At 61.0% G+C, this 20176-nt stretch carries 21 protein-coding genes; 6 read left to right on the top strand and 15 right to left on the bottom strand.

Translation table 11 applies throughout. From position 1 onward, the window contains the following. Positions 1-37 precede the first annotated feature (37 nt). Positions 38-2095 (top strand): 2Fe-2S iron-sulfur cluster-binding protein, encoded by a 2058-nt coding sequence (locus tag M5G11_RS21005; RefSeq protein WP_273908842.1) that lies wholly within the window; start codon positions 38-40, stop codon positions 2093-2095. 119 nt (positions 2096-2214) lie between these two features. Here the strand turns inward: M5G11_RS21005 and M5G11_RS21000 are convergent, their stop codons facing one another. The 9 genes from M5G11_RS21000 to M5G11_RS20960 form a co-directional block, all read right to left on the bottom strand. Beyond that, positions 2215-3513 (bottom strand): transporter, encoded by a 1299-nt coding sequence (locus M5G11_RS21000; protein ID WP_273908841.1) that lies wholly within the window; start codon positions 3511-3513, stop codon positions 2215-2217. A gap of 46 nt (positions 3514-3559) precedes the next feature. Then, the gene (locus M5G11_RS20995) at positions 3560-4303 is read right to left on the bottom strand and encodes a hypothetical protein (RefSeq protein WP_273908840.1); all 744 of its coding nucleotides are present in this window, start codon (positions 4301-4303) and stop codon (positions 3560-3562) included. A gap of 32 nt (positions 4304-4335) precedes the next feature. Next, positions 4336-5016, bottom strand: coding sequence for a C39 family peptidase (locus M5G11_RS20990; RefSeq protein WP_273908839.1), 681 nt, complete (start codon positions 5014-5016; stop codon positions 4336-4338). Between the two features lie 60 nt (positions 5017-5076). Beyond that, a complete protein-coding gene (locus tag M5G11_RS20985; RefSeq protein WP_273908838.1) occupies positions 5077-6072 on the bottom strand; it encodes a heme utilization protein in 996 nt (331 codons plus the stop codon). Positions 6073-6124: 52 nt separating this feature from the next. Continuing rightward, positions 6125-6697 carry an adhesin gene (locus M5G11_RS20980; protein ID WP_273908837.1) on the bottom strand — a complete coding sequence of 191 codons (573 nt, stop codon included), beginning with the start codon at positions 6695-6697 and terminating at the stop codon, positions 6125-6127. 1 nt (position 6698) lies between these two features. Then, a complete protein-coding gene (locus tag M5G11_RS20975) occupies positions 6699-7154 on the bottom strand; it encodes a hypothetical protein (protein ID WP_273908836.1) in 456 nt (151 codons plus the stop codon). A 297-nt stretch (positions 7155-7451) separates the two neighbouring features. Beyond that, a complete protein-coding gene (locus M5G11_RS20970; RefSeq protein WP_273908899.1) occupies positions 7452-8003 on the bottom strand; it encodes an AAA family ATPase in 552 nt (183 codons plus the stop codon). After that, the gene (gene pnuC, locus M5G11_RS20965) at positions 8000-8566 is read right to left on the bottom strand and encodes a nicotinamide riboside transporter PnuC (RefSeq protein ID WP_273908835.1); all 567 of its coding nucleotides are present in this window, start codon (positions 8564-8566) and stop codon (positions 8000-8002) included. The genes M5G11_RS20970 and pnuC overlap by 4 nt, the downstream gene beginning before the upstream one ends. A gap of 130 nt (positions 8567-8696) precedes the next feature. Next, a complete protein-coding gene (locus tag M5G11_RS20960; protein ID WP_273908834.1) occupies positions 8697-10331 on the bottom strand; it encodes a methyl-accepting chemotaxis protein in 1635 nt (544 codons plus the stop codon). A 295-nt stretch (positions 10332-10626) separates the two neighbouring features. On the opposite strand from M5G11_RS20960, the gene M5G11_RS20955 reads away from it, so the two are divergent. Together M5G11_RS20955 and M5G11_RS20950 are read left to right on the top strand one after the other, a co-directional pair. Further along, a complete protein-coding gene (locus M5G11_RS20955) occupies positions 10627-11457 on the top strand; it encodes an undecaprenyl-diphosphate phosphatase (protein ID WP_273908833.1) in 831 nt (276 codons plus the stop codon). 13 nt (positions 11458-11470) lie between these two features. Then, positions 11471-11851, top strand: coding sequence for a DUF1294 domain-containing protein (locus M5G11_RS20950; protein ID WP_273908832.1), 381 nt, complete (start codon positions 11471-11473; stop codon positions 11849-11851). Between the two features lie 71 nt (positions 11852-11922). On the opposite strand, the gene M5G11_RS20945 is transcribed toward M5G11_RS20950, so the two are convergent. Continuing rightward, complete coding sequence (locus tag M5G11_RS20945; protein ID WP_273908831.1) at positions 11923-12282, bottom strand: MmcQ/YjbR family DNA-binding protein; 360 nt, start codon at positions 12280-12282, stop codon at positions 11923-11925. Next, positions 12275-13183: a LysR substrate-binding domain-containing protein gene (locus tag M5G11_RS20940; RefSeq protein ID WP_273908830.1), complete on the bottom strand. Its 909-nt coding sequence runs from the start codon at positions 13181-13183 to the stop codon at positions 12275-12277. Before M5G11_RS20940 ends, M5G11_RS20945 begins: the two co-directional genes overlap by 8 nt. A 129-nt stretch (positions 13184-13312) precedes the next feature. Between M5G11_RS20940 and M5G11_RS20935 the strand changes: the two genes are divergently transcribed. Further along, entirely contained in the window at positions 13313-13924 is a 612-nt protein-coding gene (locus M5G11_RS20935) for an FMN-dependent NADH-azoreductase (RefSeq protein WP_273908829.1), read from the top strand. Between the two features lie 142 nt (positions 13925-14066). Continuing rightward, positions 14067-15098, top strand: coding sequence for an alpha/beta hydrolase family protein (locus M5G11_RS20930; RefSeq protein WP_273908828.1), 1032 nt, complete (start codon positions 14067-14069; stop codon positions 15096-15098). Here the strand turns inward: M5G11_RS20930 and M5G11_RS20925 are convergent. The 4 genes from M5G11_RS20925 to M5G11_RS20910 form a co-directional block, all read right to left on the bottom strand. Then, on the bottom strand, positions 15092-16282 hold the full coding sequence (locus tag M5G11_RS20925; RefSeq protein WP_273908827.1) for an MFS transporter: 1191 nt from the start codon (positions 16280-16282) through the stop codon (positions 15092-15094). The two genes, M5G11_RS20930 and M5G11_RS20925, sit on opposite strands and share 7 nt — an antisense overlap. 219 nt (positions 16283-16501) lie before the next feature. Continuing rightward, positions 16502-18088, bottom strand: coding sequence for an ABC-F family ATPase (locus M5G11_RS20920; RefSeq protein WP_273908826.1), 1587 nt, complete (start codon positions 18086-18088; stop codon positions 16502-16504). A 32-nt stretch (positions 18089-18120) separates the two neighbouring features. Beyond that, the gene (locus M5G11_RS20915) at positions 18121-19275 is read right to left on the bottom strand and encodes a tyrosine-type recombinase/integrase (protein ID WP_273908898.1); all 1155 of its coding nucleotides are present in this window, start codon (positions 19273-19275) and stop codon (positions 18121-18123) included. Beyond that, positions 19176-19550, bottom strand: coding sequence for a hypothetical protein (locus tag M5G11_RS20910; protein WP_273908825.1), 375 nt, complete (start codon positions 19548-19550; stop codon positions 19176-19178). Before M5G11_RS20910 ends, M5G11_RS20915 begins: the two co-directional genes overlap by 100 nt. A gap of 100 nt (positions 19551-19650) precedes the next feature. Here M5G11_RS20910 and M5G11_RS20905 point away from each other — a divergent pair, with 100 nt between their 5' ends. Further along, positions 19651-20151, top strand: a complete 501-nt coding sequence (locus M5G11_RS20905; protein ID WP_273908824.1) for a hypothetical protein — start codon at positions 19651-19653, stop codon at positions 20149-20151. Positions 20152-20176: the final 25 nt, after the last annotated feature.

The raw sequence follows: 20176 nt of genomic DNA, 5'->3' as shown, positions 1-20176 counted from the left end.
CAGGGTATGTTTCGCTTCAGTCGCCAGGGAGAACGAAATGAGCACAACACCTGTGACGCCAGGTACGTCTCCCTGGCATGAAGGCGAGTTGACCTTGCAGCGCTCGGTTGGCGCCGTCGAGCTGATGACCAGCGTGGGCGAGCGGCAACTGGCGCGCAACTGGATGCCGGACCAGCACCGCGAGTTCTATGCGCAGTTGCCGTTCGTGATCCTTGGCGCGGTAGACCGCAAGGGCGATGTCTGGGCGACCCTGCGCAGCGGGCCGCCGGGGTTCATGCTGTCGCCCGAGCCGCAAACCCTCAATATCCACCTGCAAACTGAACCCGACGACCCGGCCCAGGAGGGCCTGAACACCGGGGATGCCATCGGCATGCTGGGTATCGAGTTGCACACCCGTCGGCGCAATCGCATGAACGGCACGGTGCGCGAGAACCGCGCTGGCCAGTTGCAGGTGGCGGTCGACCAGGCCTATGGCAACTGCCCGCGCTATATCAGCCTGCGTCGCTACCGGTTTGTCGATGAGGCGCCGGGACCGGTTTACCAGGCCACCTCGCTGGACCCGCGGGCACGGGAGATGATCAGCTCGGCCGATTCGTTCTTTGTCGCCAGTTATGTGGTGCGCGACGGGGCGCGGCAGGTCGATGCCTCGCACCGTGGCGGCAAGCCGGGGTTCGTGCGGGTGGACGAGGACGGCACACTGACCATCCCGGACTTTTCCGGCAATCTGTTCTTCAACACGCTGGGCAACCTGCTGCTCAACCCGCGTGCGGGGTTGTTGTTCATCGACTTCCAGACGGGCGATCTGCTGCAAATGAGCGGGACTGCCGAGGTGCTGCTGGATAGCCCGGAGATTGCGGCGTTTCAAGGGGCCGAGCGGCTGTGGCGGTTTACCCCACAGCGAGTTGTCTACCGCGAGGCGGCGATCAATCTGCGCTGGGCGGACCTGGCCCAGGGAGACTCCCCCAATTCGTTGATGACCTGCAGTTGGCAGCAGGCTGCACAGCGCTTGCAGGCGCAAGCCTGGGGCAACAACTGGCGCGCCTTGCAGGTGGTGAACATCGTCAAGGAGAGCGAGAGCATTCGCTCGTTCTACCTGCAAGCCAGCGAGGGTATGAGCCTGCCCGGGTTTGCTGCGGGCCAGCATTTGCCGGTGCGGTTTGTGCTGGATGGCCAGGCCTCGGCGGCGATTCGTACGTACAGCGTCTCCAGCGCACCGGCTGATGAGCTGTTGCGCATCAGCGTCAAGCGTGACGGCGTGGTGTCGGCGCATCTGCATGACCGGGTCAAGGTCGGCGACCTGATCGAGGCGCGTGCGCCGCAAGGGCAATTTACCGTGGTGGCTGACGAGCGCCGGCCGTTGGTATTGATTGCAGCCGGCGTGGGTATCACGCCGTTGTTGGCGATGTTGCGGGAGGTGATTTACCAGGGCAAGCGGATCAACCGCATGCGTGCGACCTGGTTGTTCCAGAGTGCGCGGACCCTGGGGGAACTGGCGTTCAGCGAAGAGCTCGACAAGCTGGTGGCGCTCGCCGGGGACAAGGTGCGGGTGGTGCGTTTGCTGAGTCAGCCGGAGCCCGGCGTGCGGGTGGGCGAGGGGTTTGACTGGCAGGGGCGGATGGATGTCGAGCGGCTGAAGTCGGTGTTGCCGCTGGATGATTACGACTATTACCTGTGTGGGCCGGGCAGTTTCACCCAGGCGTTGTATGACGGGCTGCGTGGGTTGCGTATCCAGGATGATCGTATTCATGCCGAGACGTTTGGGCCGTCGACCTTGGTGAGGGACGTTGAGGTGGCGGTTGCAGCGGTGGCTCAGCCGCCTATGGCGATCGAGTCGGTCAAGGTGCTGTTTGCCAGTTCCGCCAAGGAGGCGCGCTGGGAGCCTGGGGCGGGGAGCCTGCTTGAACTGGCTGAGGCACGGGGGTTGAACCCGGAGTTCAGCTGTCGTGGCGGGTCGTGTGGTACTTGTCGGACGCGGTTGCTCAGTGGCCAGGTGCATTACCTCCATCCGCCGGCTGAGGTTGTGCCGGAGGGGGAGGTGTTGATCTGCTGTGCGGTACCGGCTTTGGGGGATGGGGTGTTGGTGTTGGATATTTGAGTTTGACTTGACGACGCAAAAGTAACCAAAACTTTTGTAGCCGCTGCCGTCAGGCTGCGCTGGAGCCCGTGAGGGCTCCCAAAGGCTGCGCCACACCTACTGGATAAACGCCAACCCCGTTAGAAGTAATAAGGGAATTTCAAACTGAACGTAAAGTCCGGCGCATCATCGGTCAAGCCGATCGACAAGTTCGGCACAATCGTCAGGTTATCCGTCGCCGCCAAGGTCATCCCCACGTTGAAGTACGCGGCATTGGCGTCACTGCTGATGACATCGGTCCATTCATCCCCGGTATCTGCCGACTTGATCTTCGACTTGCGCGCAATCAGGTCTGACACCGAGAACGACATACTCATCTTCTCGTTCAAGGCAAAGGCGATACCAGCACCGATCTGGAAGCTGTCACCCAGCTTGACCTTGCCCGGGGTCTTCTGGTTGACCGTCGAGCTCACATCGCTGAACGAATCTTCAAAGGTATGTGTATAGGACAGGCTGGCGAACAGCACCGCCGGGTCGTAGGTCTTGACCAGCGAGATGCCCGGTGTCACCGACCAGACACCGTTGCCGGTAGGCAGGTCTTCTGGATAAGCCAAGCTGTCGTTGCCTGGGTCCTGGATCAGCTTGATGCCGAATGGGTCCTTGCCGGTAGGCGCCTTGACCCGCAAGGTGAATACCGCGTCAGGGGCGTTCTCGCTTTCATCGAGGAACTTGTACGCCACACCAAAGTTGACGTCGCCAATAACCGGGTCACGGGTAACGGTTTTCTCCGATAGGCCCTGGGCGTTGTTGCCCACGCCACCGGATTGAAAGGTCGATTCGCGATACACCACAGGCACGTTGACGTCGAACTGCCAGCGCTGGTTCAAGTTGTAGCGGGCAGTAAGGTCCAGCGTCCAGTTGTCCGCCTTGATCCGGTCCAGGTTGATGTTGCCCAGGAAAATCGAGTCCAGGGCAAGGAAACCATTGAGGATCAACTGGCGGGTATCGTAACGGGCGTAGGTAATACCGGTCTCGAAGCTGAACTTGCCGCCGCCGAAGAAGCCACTGGCCTCGTCGTACAGGTTCGACACGCTCTGCGCCGGTTGCGAGTCGTCCTTGAGCGACTCGCCATAAGAGCTGCCAGTACCGGCTGCGGCCCCCGCCGCCCCTGAAGCGGCAACCGCTTGACCACCCCGGGTCATTGACGCGGGTGACTTGGCCAGCCGCTTGGGTTGTGGTGCCGCCGGTTGCTCTTCAACCTGGCGGACCCGCTGTTCCAGAACCATCAATGCCTGCTGCTGCGTTTCATAACGTTGCTTGAGGGCCTGTAACTCCTGTTTCAAGGCTTCTACCTGTGGATCCGCTGCTGCATACAGCAATGAAGACGGAACCAATGTGCTCAAACAAACGACTGCCTTTAATGAAAACGATCGGTGCATGGGTTAGCCGTCCCTTCCAACTGCGATGATTGAGACGAAGCGTAGATCAATATCCCGAAATGCGAAGGCCCTTGAGTTGATCGAGGTTGCAATTGAGTGCGCCTACGGTCGGCAGGTTGTTGCGCAGCACCACATTCAGTTGAGTCATGTTGTTGACGACGTTGTTGCCGCCCATCAGGGTGGCTGCCTGGGTCAGGCCGCCATCGGCCAGGCGTTGCATGGCTGCACCCTGGTTATTGTTGGCCTGGATGCCCAGTTGGATGCCGCCGCCGCTGGAAGAAACACTCAATGTGCCGGCATTGTTGGAGCCGGTGATGGTCGAGTTGGCGGCCAGTACCTGTCCTTGTGGGATCTCGGCCACAGGCGCCACGTTGCTTTCCTTCACATTGATGTCAACGTTGTTGTAGGCGGTGTTGTAGTCGCCCGCAGCGCGTACCGATTGGGTCACGCCCTGGGTCGTGCTCAGGCCAGCACCACCGCTGACGATGCCAGTGCCCTGGCTGGTGTTGGTGCCGCTGCCGTTTTGACCGGTCATCGACACGTAGAATTGTGGTTTGTAAGTGGATTGTTGCACTTGCAGGCTGGCCGTACCGCTTAGGCGGTCGCCATTGGCGTTTTGCCAGGTAGTACTCATGACCACGCCAAAACTGATGATCCGGCCGGGCATTACATAGCGTCCACGCAGTTCGGCCAGTTCCTGATCCTTGACTTCGATGGGCTTGAACAGCTGCGCATGCGCAGGAAGGCTGGTCACCAGACACACGGCTACCAACCAGGTGGAAGTCTTCATCGGTGCTCCCCGGAGCTCCTTGCCCCTTGTCGTTAGAAGAAATCGCTCTGGATGAATCCGAACTCCATCAACTGGGCGTCATCCACCGGATAGAAACTGTCGATCCGGGTTTTTGCAGTCAATGGTTCCGGCGGGGCGAGCAGGGCATTGGCCTTGTCATAACCGGGACCGATGACGGCAAAGATGATGCCGTTCCAGCCTTTGACGAAGTCGTCGAGCTTGTAACGCTTGTGGCCCAGGACCGGGTCGCCGACGTACACCCATTGCTTGTCGCTGCGTTGCAACACGACAAAGTGCTTGTAGCCACGGATGTCCATCAGTACTACCACCGGTATGGTGACGCTTTGCAGGCTCTCCGGTGGAATCCGGTAGCCACGCGCACGCATGCCGATGCTTTCCACGTAGCGCTTCATGTCGAGCATCGAGAAGCCCTGCACCTTGACGGTGTCCTGGTCGGAATGGGCGAGCATGCCTTCGATGATGTGGGCTTCGTCGACATCCAGCCAGTAGGCCTGTTTGAGGACGGTCGCCAGCGCGGCTGCACCACAACTGAAATCGGTCTTTTGCTGTACCAGATCGGCGAAGCGCCGTTCGCGAACACTCTGTACCGGCTTGTAAATGACATTACCGCCAGGGAGGGCGGCAATCGGCATTTGTGCAGCCTCGGTGAGGCTAGCCAGTCCCATCAGTGCGCACAAAAGAACAACTCGCATGATCTTCACCACCCTGTGAACGCCAGGAAAGGGGCCCCGAAGGGCCCCGTTCTGTGCTGGTTACATCCCGGTGCAAGCTTTGCAGCCTGCGGCGATGGACAGCGAGTTGCTTTGTTGGTTGCCCGACCCTGCAGAAACGTTAGCACCGATGTTGCCCGACACGCCGTTCAGCGAGTTGGTCAGCGAAGCGGTGTTGGTAACAGGGTTGATCCAGCCACTTGGGGTCAGCACTTGATAGGACGCTACGCCAAACAGCGCGAAGTCGCCTTCTTCGTGGAACTTGAGTGGGTCTTTGACAGTTTTGCTGCTGCCACGATCATCCCAGCCGCCGCCATGGCCAGGTTTGTCTTCTTTGCGTTCTACGTAGCCAGTGCCGGTGCCTTCATATTTGCCGTAGGCTGCGAAGCTGGCATGCAGGGTTTTGGTGTCGTAGGTACGATCACCTTCGTTGGTCACGTTCAGACCCGAGGTGTTTTGGTTAGCCGCTGCACTGGCAACCGCTACACGGCCGCCGGACACGGCAATGGCCAGGTTGTTTTTCTGTTGGTTGAAGTCGCCGGCGGTGACGTTGACACCGATGTTACCCGAGCTGCCGTTGGCTGAGCTGTTAAGCGTAGCGTTGTTGTCGGTCGAGTAGTTCTTGACGGTGTTGCCGGAGTTGTTCTGGGTGGCACTGGAGATGGCCATGGCGCTGCCGAAGACGAAGCTTTCGTCGGCAGTGGAGATGGCAGCGACGTTATCTTGCTGGTTGCCGTCGCCGGCTGCCACGTTAGCGCCCAGGTTACCTTGCGAGCCGTTCGCCGAAGCGTCCATTTTCGCGTGGTTTTCGGTGCCTTCGTTGACTACTTTGTTGCCGCCGTTGTTTTGTACATCAATTACGGTTGCAGCGGAACCGGCGCTGATCAGCAGCCCGAGCAGAATGCTCTGGGTGTTGTCGTGGCCGCCGTTATGGCCGCCATTGTGGCCGCCGTGTTCACGTTCGCCCGCTTGTGCAGCAACTGCCATGACCGCTGCGAGTGCGAATACCAGAGGCTTGAGTGCCATTGTGGGTTTCATGGTGTTTCTCCGCATTATTTTAAGTAGTTAAGTGTTGTGTTGCTGTTTCGGGTCAGTCTGCAACCCGTACGCTCAGGGTGTTGGCCATTCGGTTGCCCACCCCGGCGCTCTGATTCAACTGGATCACTCCGCGACTGCCGGTGAAGGCCTGGTCACCGAGGGTGACCTGGCGACTGCCGGGTGCATGATCTGTTGAGTCGGAGCCGTTGAGCAGCGCCACGTTCTGTTGCCCGAGGACGCTGTCATCAATGTTCTGTGGCAATGCGCTGATGCTGATGCGTACCGCATTCGCCTGTTGCGTGTTGGCCCCAGCCGACTGGTTGATGCCAATCATTCCGGTGCCGTTGGTGAAGGTGTTGTTGCCAATGTTGGCGTGGGCATCGACAGCACTGCTGGCAGGGGTATCGATGCGTTGACGAATCTGCGTGGTGGCGTGGGCGTCGGTGCCAATGGCGATGGCCCGGCTGTTGTTCTGTTGTTGTCCGTCGCCGGAGGCCTGGTTGATCGACAGGTTGCCCTTGTAGCCCTGGCCGCTGTTGTCGATGCTGGCGTTATCAACCACCGGTGAAGCGGCGTAGGCGCCAGTGCAACTGCACAGGGCCAGGAACAGGAGTGAGCGGGTCATGTCAGCGGCCTCCGGTCAGGATTTGCAGCGGGGCGAGGCCACGCTGGACGCTCTGGTTGACCGAGTTCGAAATGCTGTTGCTACCTGCTGCCGCCCCCGGGCCTGCGCCGCCAGACATGCCAGGCAGGCTGTTCGGTACATTGCCCAGGCCACGTACAGTGCCGGAGGCATCGGGTATCAGTACGCGGTTGACCATCTGGCCGCTGGCGACACTGGCGAAGTCGCCGTCGCTAAGCTCATTGTTGGTCTGGCTCAATACGCGCTGGGAAGGGTTGACGTTGACGGTGGTCGGGTAAGGGTCTGGCCTGCCAGTGGCGCGGTCAGCCTGACGGGCCTGCACATCACGCTGCAGAACAACGACACCATTACCGGCTGCCTGAACCGGCAGGCTAAGGGATGAGCCCAAAGCACATCCGAGTATCACGAGGCGTAGCAGGTTGTTGTTGTGTGTCCCCACGGCGGCGGCTCCTTCTTCGATTCGCTGGCCCAGATTCAGCGTTGCGAGAAGGAGAGCAGAAGGCGTGCCATGTCTTGTTTTCAGTTGCTGAACAAGGGCTTACGCAAGCCAATAGGGGGATGTCAGAAAACCTGTAACGCGGCTGATACAGCCAAATGCCCGCAGGCCCGACCACAGGGCATTACAGCGACCCGATGTGAGCGATTCAGGACTGTATCAGTGACTTAACAGTCTTCATGACAGCCCTGCGACAGGCTCTGTTTGGCGTGTTGGCGATAATGCGGCTGTATCGCCGGATTAACACTCGGTCGGGCAGGCGGCAGGTTTGCCACCGAGCAATTGCTGCACCGCAGCCAGCACCTGGGCGCTGCGCTGCAGCCAGTCACCCTCGATGATCTGGGTGGGTTGTTGGTGCTGCTGCAGCCATTGCCGGCTGTGCTCGAAGAAGGCCTGGCGCTGGGCGATATCTGGCTGGCAACGCTGGCCGTCACCCACCCAGGGCACGCCTTGCGGGCTGAGCAGCAGGTGCAGGTCGTAACGTCGCGCCAGCAACGCAGGCTCGATCCAGGCTGGGCAGTCGTTGAACAGCGCCTTGCTCCAGAGCAGGTTGCTGAGCAAGTGGGTGTCGAGGATCAGCAGTTCCGGTTGCCGCTGGCGGGCGGCATCCTCCCAAGCCAGCTGGCCGCGGGCGATGCTCGGGATATCGGCGTAGCAGGTGTCGCGCGCCTGCTCATCGATGAAGTGGCGAACATACTCGCCGACCAGTTCGCCGCCGAAATGCGCCTGGATTTCGCCACCCAGCCAGCTTTTGCCACTGGATTCCGGGCCCGCCAGTACCAGCACCTTCATGCTGGGGCCAGCGCCGGGTCGCGGCGCCATTCACGCAGGCCCTGCACGGCGATCAGGGTGAACAGCGCATAGAGCGCGGCGGTGAGGTAGAGGCCCTTGTAAAGGAACAGGCCGACGAAGATCACGTCCAGGACGATCCACAGGGTCCAGCATTGCACGCGCTTTTGCGCCATCCACACCTGTGCGACCAGGCTGAAGGCGGTGAGCGCGGCATCCAGCCAAGGTTGGGCGGCGTCTGTCCAGGTGGCCATGGCAGCGCCAAGTGCCAGGCTCGCTACGGCGCCGACAGCCAAGCAGAAGGCGACAGGTCGCGGTTCAAGGCGGGTGACCTGGCGCACAGGGCGGGTGTGCCCCGGGCGGGTCCATTGCCACCAGCCGTAGAGCTGCAGCACGGCGTAGATCAGTTGCAGGAGCATGTCCGAGTAGAGTTTGACCTCATAGAACACCCAGCTGTAGAGCAGCACCATGACCAGGCCAATCGGCCAGCACCAGGGGTTTTGCTTGACTGTGAGCCATACGGCAATCACGCCGAGCACGGCGGCGAACAGTTCCAGGCCGGACATCGGCGTTCCTTGGACAGGGTTGGAGGAGGGCGGCGATTGTAACCTGTGCGCTTAGTGAAAAGCATCGCCGGCAAGGCCGTCTCCCACAAACCTCGTGCGAGCCGCCCTTGCCGGCGATGTGCTGCTCAGATCAAACCCGGAACTGTCGAAGCAGTTGCCCCAATTCCTCACTCAAACGGTTCAACGCCGCACCGGCACTGCTCGACTGTTGCGCCGCTTGTGAGGTCTCCCGCGACAGGTCGGCCGTGTCGGTCACATTGCGGTTGATCTCCTCCACCACATGCGACTGCTGCAGGGTTGCGCTGGCAATCGATGCGTTCAGCGCCGTGAGGTTTTGCAGCGCCTGGCTGATGGCATCCAGGCTGGCACCGGCTTCGCTGGCTTGCTCGACCGTCTGGCGCGAGGCCAGGCTGCTGGCATCGATGGCCTTGACCGCGGCTTCCGATTGGCCTTGCAGGTGCTCGATCATGCTCTGGATTTCCGCCGTCGACTGCTGCGTACGCTGCGCCAGCAGGCGCACTTCATCTGCAACTACGGCAAACCCGCGTCCCTGTTCGCCGGCACGCGCCGCCTCGATGGCTGCGTTCAACGCCAGCAAGTTGGTCTGTTCGGCAATCGAGCGGATCACCTCCAGTACACTGCCGATGCGCGTACTTTGCCCGGCCAGGGCCTGGATCACTTCGACGGCCTGGTCGATGGTCCCGGACAGCTCGCCAATCTTGCCCAGGCTGCCATGGATACTCTGCTGGCCCTGTACCGCGCGGGCCTGGGCGTCGCTCATTTCACTGGAAGCCTGCTCGGCGTGCTTGGCCACATCCTGCACGGCGTAGCTCACTTCGTTGATCGCTGTCGCGACCTGATCCATCTGTTGCGACTGCTGCTCGCTACGCTGCTGGGCTTGCCCGGCACTGCTGCCGACATCTGCTGCGCTCTGGCCAAGGGCCTGGGCGGCGCCGAGCAGTTGGCCGACCACCTGCTGCAAGCGCGCGGTGAAACTGTTGAAGTGCTGGCCCAGCTGGGTGATTTCGTCATTGCCGTGGGTGTCCAGGCGACGGGTCAGGTCACTTTCACCACTGGCAATCGTCGCCATGGCTTCTACTGCCTCCTGCAACGGACGGGTAATGCTGCGGGCAATCAGCACGACCAACAGTGCCATCAGCAGGGCAATCGTCAGCCCCAGTACCGAGGCATCGCGGACCTGGCTGGCAAACTCGGCCTGCAGGTCGTCGATGTAGACCCCCGAGCCGATCACCCAGCCCCAAGGCTTGAACAACTGGATATAAGAGGTTTTTTCCACCGGCTCACTGGCGCCCGGCTTGGGCCAGCGGTAGTCGATGCGCCCGCCGCCCTGGGCCTTGGCCAACGCGACCATTTCATTGAACAGCGCAAAGCCGTCCGGGTCGCGGATGGCCGACAGGTCCTGGCCATCGAGCTTGGGGTTGGCCGGGTGCATGATCATTTTCGGGCCCAGGTCGTTGATCCAGAAGTAGTCGCTCTGGTCATAGCGAAGGCCGCGAATGGTACTGAGTGCTTGCTGTTGAGCCGCTTCGCGGGTCAACGCGCCGGCCGCTTCCTGCCCCTGGAAATAAGCCAGCACGCCGGCGGCGGTCTGGACCACGTGACGGGTTTTTTCGGCCTTGGCCTGGTACAGGTCACCATGGACCTGACGCAACATCAGTACCCCCAATGTCACCAGCATGAGCACTGCTACCACCAGGATGAGCCATAGGCGCCGGCTGATCGACATACTGCGTAAACTCTTCATGAAGGTCACCCCGTGTTCTTGTTATTGTCTCGCGCATCCAAGCACGCTTTAGCGTTTCTACCTACTCGACCAAGGGCTAAGTGGTTGATTGGGCAAGCGCTGCTGTATCGACCCGAAGCAAAATAAGCAGTGGTCTGATAGGATTTCGGCCTTCAAGCGATAAACCTGAAGGCCGCGTTGTTTATTCAACGTCGGTTGGCGACCAACTGTCGCTGTAAAACACCTGGGCAGTGGACTGTTTCGGGCTTTAAAAATGATAACGGGGCGTGCCAGGGGCATTGCTTCAGGGGGAATGATGGATTTTTGGACCGCCATGCAGGCAGTAATTCTCGGCATCGTCGAAGGGTTGACGGAGTTCTTGCCGATATCCAGTACTGGCCACCAGATCATCGTGGCTGACCTGATCAACTTTGGTGGTGAGCGGGCCATGGCCTTCAACATCATCATCCAGCTGGGCGCGATCCTGGCCGTGGTCTGGGAGTTCCGCCGCAAGATCCTCGAGGTGGTCGTCGGGCTGCCGAGCCAGGCCAAGGCGCAGCGCTTCACGGTCAACCTGCTGGTCGCCTTCATGCCGGCAGTGGTGTTGGGTGTGCTGTTTGCCGACCTGATCCACGAGTACCTGTTCAACCCGATCACCGTGGCGGCTGCCTTGGTGGTCGGTGGGGTGATCATGCTCTGGGCCGAACGCCGCAAGCATGCCGTGCGTGCCGAGGAAGTCGATGACATGCGCTGGACCGATGCCTTGAAAATCGGCTTGGTCCAATGCCTGGCGATGATTCCGGGTACTTCGCGTTCTGGCTCGACCATTATCGGCGGCCTGCTGTTTGGCCTGTCGCGCAAGGCGGCCACCGAGTTTTCGTTCTTCCTGGCGATGCCGACCATGGTCGGTGCGGCGGTGTATTCCGGCTACAAGTACCGCGACCTGTTCCAGCCAAGTGACTTCCCGGTGTTCGCCATCGGTTTCGTGGTGTCGTTCATCTTCGCGATGATCGCTGTGCGTGGCTTGCTGAAGTTCATCGCCAGCCACAGCTACGCCGTGTTTGCCTGGTACCGCATCGTGTTCGGCCTGGCGATCCTGGCGACCTGGCAGTTCGGCTGGGTTGACTGGTCGGTAGCGCACGGCTGATATGGCCGGCGCGATGCGCTTTGTGCGCGTGAAGCTGCTGGTGTTGGCATTGCTGGGCCTGCTGCCCTTTGTCGGCGTATTGCAGATGGGCCTGGAGCTGGGCTTCTGGGTGCCGGCACTGGTTTATCTGCTGGCGAGCCTGGTGTGTGTCTGGCTGTACCGCCAGGACAAGCGCCGCGCGGCCGAGCAGGGGCAGCGCACGCCGGAGAAGGTGCTGCATGGCTGTGAATTGCTGGGCGGCTGGCCCGGGGCGCTGTTGGCGCAGCAGCTGTATCGGCACAAGACCCGCAAGGTCAGCTATCAGTTGGTGTTCTGGCTGATTGTGCTGGTACACCAGGTGTTCTGGGCGGATTACCTGTTTCTCGGTGGGCGCTGGCTTGGGGTTGCAGCTTAAGGCCTAATCGCGGGACGAGCCCGCTCCCACAGGGGAGTTTGTGGGAGCGTCCCGCGATGGGGCCACTAGCCTCACTGCAACAGCCCAACCTGCACCCGCTTGGGCAGCCGCTGCACCACCAACTGGTGCGAACGGCCCAGTAACGCTCCCAGCTCTTCACGCCCAATCGAGTAAGGCTTGGCCACGCTCACCCAGTGCGCCCGCGCCAGGTAAGGCGCGGGCCGCACCCCCGGACGATCCACATACCCCAGGAACAGATCCCCGTCGACCTTGAACGACAAGCCTGCACCGCCCAGGTCCAGCACGGCGAACATCTTGTTGCCGGCCACCGAGAACACCCGCACACCGCCCCATTTGTAGTCTTCCTGCGCACCGGGCAAACTCAGGCACAGTGCGACCACCTGGTCTTCACTCATTGTTTGTCTAGACATACCGCTCCCCACACTCCTCGAAACTGGCCACCAGATGGTCGATCCATGCCCGCACCGCCGGCAACACGCCACGCCTATGCGGATACACCGCTTGCAGCCAGCCGCCAGGCAGCGACCACTCGGGCAGCAATTGCACCAGCTCGCCGCTCAGCAGTTCCTGCTCGCAATGCATGATCGGTAACGCAGTAAAGCCCAGGCCTGCGAGGGTTGCCGCTTTGCGCACGACGAAATCGTCAACGCCAAGCCGCGCCTCCAATGCCAGTTCCACCTTGTTGCCTTGCGTGTCCAGCAGTTTAAGGTGCACTAACCGGTCTGACTCCACCGCGCCCAGTACCGGGGCCTTGTTGAGGTCGGCAGGGGTGAGGATCTGCTGCTCGGCCACGAACGCTGGGGTGGCCACCAGCAACAGCCGGGCTTCGCGCAGGCGTCGGGTGACCAGGGTCGGGTCTTCATCGCCCAGGTCGCGTACGCGCAAGGCGACGTCAATGCCCTCGCTGATCAGGTCGACTCGCCGATTGAGCAGCCCCATGTCCAATTGCACCAGCGGATGCTGTTCCAGAAAGCGGCTGATCACCCTGGGCAGAAATTCGTGGGCCAGGCCGACCGGGCACGACACCCGCAAGCGCCCCCGTGGCTCGCTGGTCATGCTCGCCACGGCTTCGTCAGCCATTTCCGCTTCCAGCAACATGGCCTGGCAGTGGCGCAGGTAACGCTCGCCCACCGCCGTCAGCTTCAGTTTGCGGGTGGTGCGCTGGAGCAGGCGGGTGCCAAGTCGCTCTTCCAGCTCGGCAATGCGCCGGGACAAACGCGACTTGGGGATGCCCAGCAGGCGCCCAGCCGCCGCGAAGCCGCCGGCTTCCACCACGCGGGCGAAATAGTAGAGATCGTTGAGGTCTTGCATGGCTGAGCTCGATTGTCCTATCAGTGGGACGAACTAATGCAGTTTTGCCAGCTTATCAGGTATTGAATACATCGGTAGGATTGCCCCCATCGTGATCGCCGAACTGCGGTCCTCATTCAGGAGCACCTCATGAAACTGTTGCATATCGACTCCAGCATCCTCGGCGACAACTCCGCTTCCCGCCAACTCAGCCGCAGCGTTGTTGAAGCCTGGCAAGCCGCAGAACCTGCTGCCGAGGTGATCTACCGGGACCTGGCTGCCGATGCCATCAGCCACTTCTCAGCAGCGACCCTGGTCGCCGCCGGTACCCCGGAAGCAATGCGTGATGCCGCCCAGCAACACGAAGCCAAGCTGAGCAGCGAAACCCTGCAGGAGTTCCTCGACGCCGATGCCGTGGTGATCGCCGCGCCGATGTACAACTTCTCCATTCCGACCCAGCTCAAGGCCTGGATCGACCGCGTAGCGGTAGCCGGCAAGACTTTCCGTTACACCGAAGCCGGCCCGGAAGGGTTGTGCGGTAACAAGAAGGTGATCGTGGTCTCCACCGCAGGTGGCTTGCACCAGGGTCAACCTACCGGTGTTGGCCATGAAGACTTCCTCAAGGTGTTCCTCGGCTTCATCGGTATCACTGACGTCGAGTTCGTTCGCGCCCATGGCCTGGCCTATGGCGACGAGCCGCGTAAACAGGCGATGGCTGCGGCCCAGGTGCAGATCGATAGCGAGCTGTTCGCGGCGGCCTGATCCTTCCCGGTCAAATTCAAAAACCGACTGCCGGCCTGCCCGGCAGTCGGTTTTTTCATTTACGTTTCATCTTCAGGGGAATGGCCCGATCTATGCTGCGCAATAGGTAGGCACGCCTGCCAACCGTACAAGGTGAACCCCCATGCTGCGTCTACGCGCAATATTGATGCTGATGCTGATCTTCGGTGGCATTTCGGTGCACGCCGAGCCTGCACAGCACTGGAGCGTGGGCCTGCACAGCATGAGCTTTGCCGATCCGCTGGATGGCCAGCCGATGCAGGCACTGGCGTTTTACCCGTCCTCCGGCGCCGATCACTGGAGCACGCTTGACGGTTATCGTATCGATGCCACGCAAGAGGCAAAAATCGCCATCGGCCGCTTTCCGCTGTTGATGCTCTCCCACGGCAACACCGGCACGCCGCTGGCCTTGCATGACCTGGCCACAGAGCTGGCCAAGCGCGGGTTTGTGGTGGTGGCGGTGATTCACCCCGGCGACAACGCCCACGACCATAGCCGCCTGGGCACCCTGAGCAACCTGTATGGTCGCCCGTTGCAGATCAGTGCCGCGATCACCGCGACCCTGGCGGACCCTTTGCTGTCACCCTACGTGACGGCGGACCAGGTGGGGATGATCGGTTACTCGGCGGGCGGTGAGACGGCCTTGATCCTGTCTGGTGCGCGGCCAGACCTTGAGCGCCTGAAACGCTATTGCGAAGAGCGCCCGCTGGATGCCGATGCCTGCAAGATGCGTGGCGAGCTGGTCGCTGACCGTGACGACTTGTTGCCGGAGGCCGACCCGCGTATTCGCGCGCTGATGCTGATGGCGCCCTTGAGCCTGATGTTCGGTCGCCAGACCTTGGCAGACGTGCACGTGCCTGCGCTTATCTACAGTGGTGACCGCGACCAGTTGCTGGCCCTCGACAAGAATGCTTCGGCGTTGGCGCGCAAACTGCCGATCACCCCCAACTACAAGTTGCTCGCCGGGGCCGGGCACTTCGTGTTCATGGCGCCGTGCGACGACGAGCAGCGTCAACGCATGGCGGCGCTGTGCAATGATCCGGAAGGCGTGGACCGTGCGGGCATCCACCTGACCTTGCAGGCCGAGGCCACGCGTTTCTTCAACCGTGCCCTGGGGAAGCCCAGCCGCGCGGGGCTGCACACTGCCGATCAGTAGGCGGCGCTGCGCCGCAGCAACAGCAAGGTCAGCGCGATACCGGCCAGCGAGAGCAGGGCGGCCACGCAGAAAATCCACGCATAGCCCAGGTGCGCGGCAATCGCACCCATCAGCGGGCCGGCGATGGCCAAGGCCAGGTCGAAGAACACCGCATAGGCCCCCAAGCCGGCGCCCCGGCTGGAGCTGGGCACCTGCTTGATGGCCTCGACGCCCAGTGCCGGGTACACCAGTGACAGGCCGAACCCGGTCAACCCGGCGCCCAGCAGCGCCAGGACCGGCGAAGGGGCAAGCCACAGCAATGCCAGGCCGAGTGCTTCCACGGCCATGCAGACGACTGCCACCCGGTAACCGCCCCATTGATTGACGGCGTTGACGAACAGCAGGCGCGACAGAATAAAGCAGATGCCGAAGGCACTCAGGCACCAGGCGGCGCCACTCCAGCCGCGTTCCAGGTAGAACAGGGTGACGAAGGTTGTCAGGGTGCCATAGCCAATCGAGGCCAGGGTCAGGCCGACACCGCAGGGGGCGACGCGAGCGAAGGCCGCCCAGAACGGCAGGCGCTCGCCACGCACCACGGCCAGCGAGGGTTTATTGCGCACCACCATCAGGGCAAGCAAGGCGAAGGCCAGCAGCGCCAGGCCGAGGGAGGCAAAGCCCAGCTCTCCGGCGAGGATCACCCCGGCAGGAGCGCCGATGGCGATGGCGCCATAGGAGGCGATGCCGTTCCAGGAGATCACCCTGGCAGTATGTTCGGCGCCCACTTCGCCGATGCCCCAACTGAGGGTGCCGACGCCGATCAAGCCCTGGGCGATGCCGAGCAGTACGCGCCCGCCGAGCAATACCAGCAAACTGGTCAATGGCAGGCTCATCAGCAGCGCCGAGACCCAGGTGAGCAGCCCGGCGCCGGCGATGCCCAGCAGGCCATAGACAATCGCTTTCTTGGTGCCCAGGCTATCGACCAGGCGCCCGGCCATGGGGCGGCTGAGCAATGTGCTGAGGTATTGCAGACCAATGGTCAGGCCGGCAACGACGGCGCTGAAGCCGAGCTGGTCGTGCACGTGCCCGGGCAGCACGGCAATGGGCAAACCGATGCACAGGAAGGCGATGAAGGTATAGAAGACGATCGAGAGTATCTGCAGGGTGACGGAGCGATTGCTCGGTGCAGCGGGTGCCGGGGCAGTCATGGGGCTCGTTCGCGGGTAGGCGGAGGACTGCGCCATGATGGCGGGGGAAAGGAATAAAAGAAAGCAGGCTAATGATTTTTGCCGGATCAACTGTGATCCTGGCCAAAAGCTCTGTGGGAGCCGGCGTTGCCGGCGATGTGGCCCTCAAGGGCCACGACCGCGTCACGCTCGACCCGGTTCCCACAGAGTTTGTGCATCAGCTACACAAACGGGTGTTGCTTAGATCACCACACCCTGGCTACGCAGGTAGTCGTCGTAGGTGCCGCTGAAGTCGACCACGCCGGTTGGCGTCAGCTCGATGATGCGGGTGGCCAGGGACGATACGAACTCACGGTCGTGGCTGACGAAGATCAGCGTGCCCGGGTAGTTTTCCAGCGCCAGGTTCAGCGCCTCGATCGATTCCATGTCCAGGTGGTTGGTAGGTTCGTCCATCAGCAGCACGTTCGGCTTTTGCAGGATCAGCTTGCCGAACAGCATGCGGCCTTGCTCACCACCGGAAATCACCTTCACCGACTTGAGGATCTCGTCGTTGGAGAACAGCATGCGGCCCAAGGTGCCACGGATAACCTGTTCGCCCTGAGTCCACTGGCCCATCCAGTCGAACAGGCTCACGTCATCTTCGAAGTCGTGGGCGTGGTCCTGGGCGTAGTAGCCCAGCTCTGCGCTTTCGGTCCATTTCACCGCACCGGCATCCGGGGTCAGTTCATTGACCAGGGTGCGCAGCAGGGTGGTCTTGCCGATACCGTTCGGGCCGATGATCGCTACGCGCTCACCTGCTTCGACGACGAAGCTGAAGTTCTTGAACAGGACCTTGTCGTCGAAGCTCTTCGACATGTGCTCGACGGTCACGGCCTGACGGTGCAGCTTCTTGGTCTGCTCGAAGCGGATGAACGGGCTGACACGGCTCGATGGCTTGACTTCGGCCAGCTGGATCTTGTCGATCTGCTTGGCGCGGGAAGTGGCCTGCTTGGCTTTCGAGGCGTTGGCCGAGAAGCGGCTGACGAAGGTCTGCAGTTCGGCGATCTGGGCTTTCTTCTTGGCGTTGTCCGACAGCAGCTGCTCGCGCGATTGGGTCGCGGCGATCATGTACTCGTCGTAGTTGCCCGGGAACAGGCGCAGCTCGCAGTAGTCCAGGTCGGCCATGTGAGTGCAGACGCTGTTGAGGAAGTGCCGGTCGTGGGAAATGATGATCATGGTGCTGTTACGCGCCGTGAGAATGTTTTCCAGCCAGCGAATGGTGTTGATGTCCAGGTGGTTGGTTGGCTCGTCGAGCAGCAACACTTCTGGATTGGAGAACAGTGCCTGGGCCAGCAGGACTCGCAGTTTCCAGCCTGGTGCGACTTCGGTCATCGGGCCGAAGTGCTGTTCGAGGGGGATACCCAGGCCCAGCAGCAGCTCACCAGCGCGGGATTCGGCGGTGTAGCCGTCCATCTCGGCGAATTCGGTTTCCAGCTCGGCCACGGCCATGCCGTCTTCTTCGCTCATTTCTGGCAGCGAGTAGATGCGGTCGCGCTCGGCCTTGACCCGCCAGAGTTCTTCGTGGCCCATGATCACGGTGTCGATCACGGTGAATTCTTCGTAGGCGAACTGGTCTTGGCGCAGTTTACCCAGGCGAACGTTGGGTTCCAGCATGACCTGGCCGCCGGACGGCTCCAGGTCGCCGCCGAGGATTTTCATGAAGGTCGACTTGCCACAGCCGTTGGCGCCGATGAGGCCGTAACGGTTGCCGTTGTTGAACTTGACCGAGACGTTCTCGAACAAGGGCTTGGCGCCAAACTGCATGGTGATGTTAGCGGTAGAAATCAAGTGCTTATCCTGCGGGGGTTCCAGAGGTGTGTTTAGGTGCCGTCGTCTGTTTTGGGCCAATTTTGGGCCAATTCGACTCTAGCCGGCAGCTTCTCCAGCTCCCTCCAATCCGAGGAGGAGCTGATCCATTTTGCGTAGGTAGAGAGCAACATCTCGACACTATGGCCGAGTTGGTTCGCGATGAACGCAGGGTTCATCCCAGCCATTAGGCACATGGTTGCATAGGTGTGGCGGGTGTCGTACTGCCGACGTTCACGGATGCCCAGCGTGTTGAGCGCGAGCTTGAAGTGTTTGATTGTAACACTTGGCTCTCTGATCCACATCCCACCTTTGCCCGGTTGAAACACGAAAGGGCTGGTCGGTGTGGCCGACTTGGACGCCAGGCTGCGAAGCGTTGCCATTCGCCTGGCCTGTCCAAGTGCATGCAACGCACGCTCATTGAGCAAAACCACACGGTGATACTTCGTCTTGGTCCGCTCCTCGGGCTGCCCGCCGACAATGATCCGCCGGATGTTTGCCGTCCTCGCCTCCAAATCGATGTCACCCCACTGAAGCCCCATAGCCTCACCAGGCCTGAGCCCAGTGAAGAACGCGAACTCGAAGAAAGCCGCATAGATCTGCGAGTACTTGCACAGCGCCCTGTATAAGTGAGCGATGATCCGCTCGGCTTCGTCCCGGGTGTAAGGATCGACTACTTTCTTTACAGCTTTAGGCTTGTCCAGTGAGGCGGTGGGGTTTTTCGCAAGCAGGCCATCCAGTACCGCCGTCTTGAAAACGCTCGCCAGCTTGATCACTGCGTTGCGTTTCACCCCCGTCGAGGTCCACTCCGTCTGCGCAATGATCCCCCGCAGCATGGTCGGCGTGATCATGTCGATGCGCCGCAAGCCCAGGTAAGGCATCCAGTACATGTTGAACACGCTTTTATAGTTGTCGCGGGTGCCGGCAACGATGTGTCGACTGTCTAGCCAGAGCTGGGTGTACTCGCCAAAGCTGGGGATCGCGGCTTGTGCCGCGAGTGCCAGGTCAGAATCGGGAAAGAGTTCGGCGTACTTCTCGTCGTCCAGCATCCCATGCCGGATGAGGTTGACTACTTGATCTCGTAGACGGCTGGCCGCTTTGATCCCTTGCGCAGTCGGGGGAAAGGCAAGAGTTTCCCCGCAGCGCTGACCGTTCCAAGTGAAACGGATCCGGAGCGCGTCCCCTCGGATTTCAACTCCAGGGGGCAAACCCACAGGCTTTCGAGCCATTCCTCATATCTCCATCTGCTGTAAGTGATGCTGCGACCGTTCCGGTTCCAAATGCCCTCGGGGATCTTTCCGCGCTGGCGTCTGGTCTGGAGTGCGCGCAGGGTGATACCCAGCAGCTCGGCCATTCTCTCTTCCGTGACCTTGTCCATTTCCGGGGCAACGGCTTGTTCCTGCTCGGCGTGTTCTTCGCCGGGCTTTTTCCTTTTTGTTTGCATGGGCATCTCCAAGCCGCGAATGGCGGCTGACGTGGGTTATGGCTAGATGTCGGTGGGGAGGGTAATCTGCCGCTTTTCGTCTACAAGGAAAGGCAATCACATGCCCAGAATGTTGAAGCGGATGGGGATTGCCCTTCTGGCATCTCTGCTGGTTGGTTGTGGTAGTCAAAAGTTGAGTTACACACCTGTGGAGTCACGCTTTGTAGACCGTGCTCACGCGGTCGAGGTCATAGAGCAAGCTTTCTTCGAGGACTACAGCAAGGGCGCTCGGCCACAGTCAGTGCTGGTCACGGATAAAGTCATCATCCTTTCTGATGGCGTGATTTCGCAGGGGAGTAGCGTCGGGTCCGCAGTGGCCGTGGGAGCTGGGGCGTTTGCGGTTGGCAATACGACCGTCGTCACCCGGGATGCAGGTCGTCGTATTTATCTCAACTCGATAGGCGATATATCGCTCTATCAGAAGCGCGGTCGGGATAACCGTTTTGTGGTGATTATTCGTGCCTTAGATGGCAGCCAAATGGTCTCTGTCAGAACTCGCAGCCTCGATCGAGCAAAGCAGTTCTCTGACGCGATTGCCTTCATTAAGGCTCCTTCCAGATGAACTAAGCCATGTAGAGCGGGGCGGC

The organism is Pseudomonas fontis (assembly GCF_028656955.1).
Lineage (GTDB): Bacteria > Pseudomonadota > Gammaproteobacteria > Pseudomonadales > Pseudomonadaceae > Aquipseudomonas > Aquipseudomonas fontis.
This window is presented reverse-complemented; position numbering and strand designations above follow the sequence as displayed.

Bases quoted from the DNA above. Each gene is read 5' to 3' on its own strand.
- M5G11_RS21005 (WP_273908842.1), top strand. From the start codon at position 38: ATGAGCACAACACCTGTGACGCCAGGTACGTCTCCCTGGCATGAAGGC.
- M5G11_RS21000 (WP_273908841.1), bottom strand. From the start codon at position 3,513: ATGCACCGATCGTTTTCATTAAAGGCAGTCGTTTGTTTGAGCACATTG.
- M5G11_RS20995 (WP_273908840.1), bottom strand. From the start codon at position 4,303: ATGAAGACTTCCACCTGGTTGGTAGCCGTGTGTCTGGTGACCAGCCTT.
- M5G11_RS20990 (WP_273908839.1), bottom strand. From the start codon at position 5,016: ATGCGAGTTGTTCTTTTGTGCGCACTGATGGGACTGGCTAGCCTCACC.
- M5G11_RS20985 (WP_273908838.1), bottom strand. From the start codon at position 6,072: ATGAAACCCACAATGGCACTCAAGCCTCTGGTATTCGCACTCGCAGCG.
- M5G11_RS20980 (WP_273908837.1), bottom strand. From the start codon at position 6,697: ATGACCCGCTCACTCCTGTTCCTGGCCCTGTGCAGTTGCACTGGCGCC.
- M5G11_RS20970 (WP_273908899.1), bottom strand. From the start codon at position 8,003: ATGAAGGTGCTGGTACTGGCGGGCCCGGAATCCAGTGGCAAAAGCTGG.
- pnuC (WP_273908835.1), bottom strand. From the start codon at position 8,566: ATGTCCGGCCTGGAACTGTTCGCCGCCGTGCTCGGCGTGATTGCCGTA.
- M5G11_RS20960 (WP_273908834.1), bottom strand. From the start codon at position 10,331: ATGAAGAGTTTACGCAGTATGTCGATCAGCCGGCGCCTATGGCTCATC.
- M5G11_RS20955 (WP_273908833.1), top strand. From the start codon at position 10,627: ATGGATTTTTGGACCGCCATGCAGGCAGTAATTCTCGGCATCGTCGAA.
- M5G11_RS20950 (WP_273908832.1), top strand. From the start codon at position 11,471: ATGCGCTTTGTGCGCGTGAAGCTGCTGGTGTTGGCATTGCTGGGCCTG.
- M5G11_RS20945 (WP_273908831.1), bottom strand. From the start codon at position 12,282: ATGTCTAGACAAACAATGAGTGAAGACCAGGTGGTCGCACTGTGCCTG.
- M5G11_RS20940 (WP_273908830.1), bottom strand. From the start codon at position 13,183: ATGCAAGACCTCAACGATCTCTACTATTTCGCCCGCGTGGTGGAAGCC.
- M5G11_RS20935 (WP_273908829.1), top strand. From the start codon at position 13,313: ATGAAACTGTTGCATATCGACTCCAGCATCCTCGGCGACAACTCCGCT.
- M5G11_RS20930 (WP_273908828.1), top strand. From the start codon at position 14,067: ATGCTGCGTCTACGCGCAATATTGATGCTGATGCTGATCTTCGGTGGC.
- M5G11_RS20925 (WP_273908827.1), bottom strand. From the start codon at position 16,282: ATGACTGCCCCGGCACCCGCTGCACCGAGCAATCGCTCCGTCACCCTG.
- M5G11_RS20910 (WP_273908825.1), bottom strand. From the start codon at position 19,550: ATGCAAACAAAAAGGAAAAAGCCCGGCGAAGAACACGCCGAGCAGGAA.
- M5G11_RS20905 (WP_273908824.1), top strand. From the start codon at position 19,651: ATGCCCAGAATGTTGAAGCGGATGGGGATTGCCCTTCTGGCATCTCTG.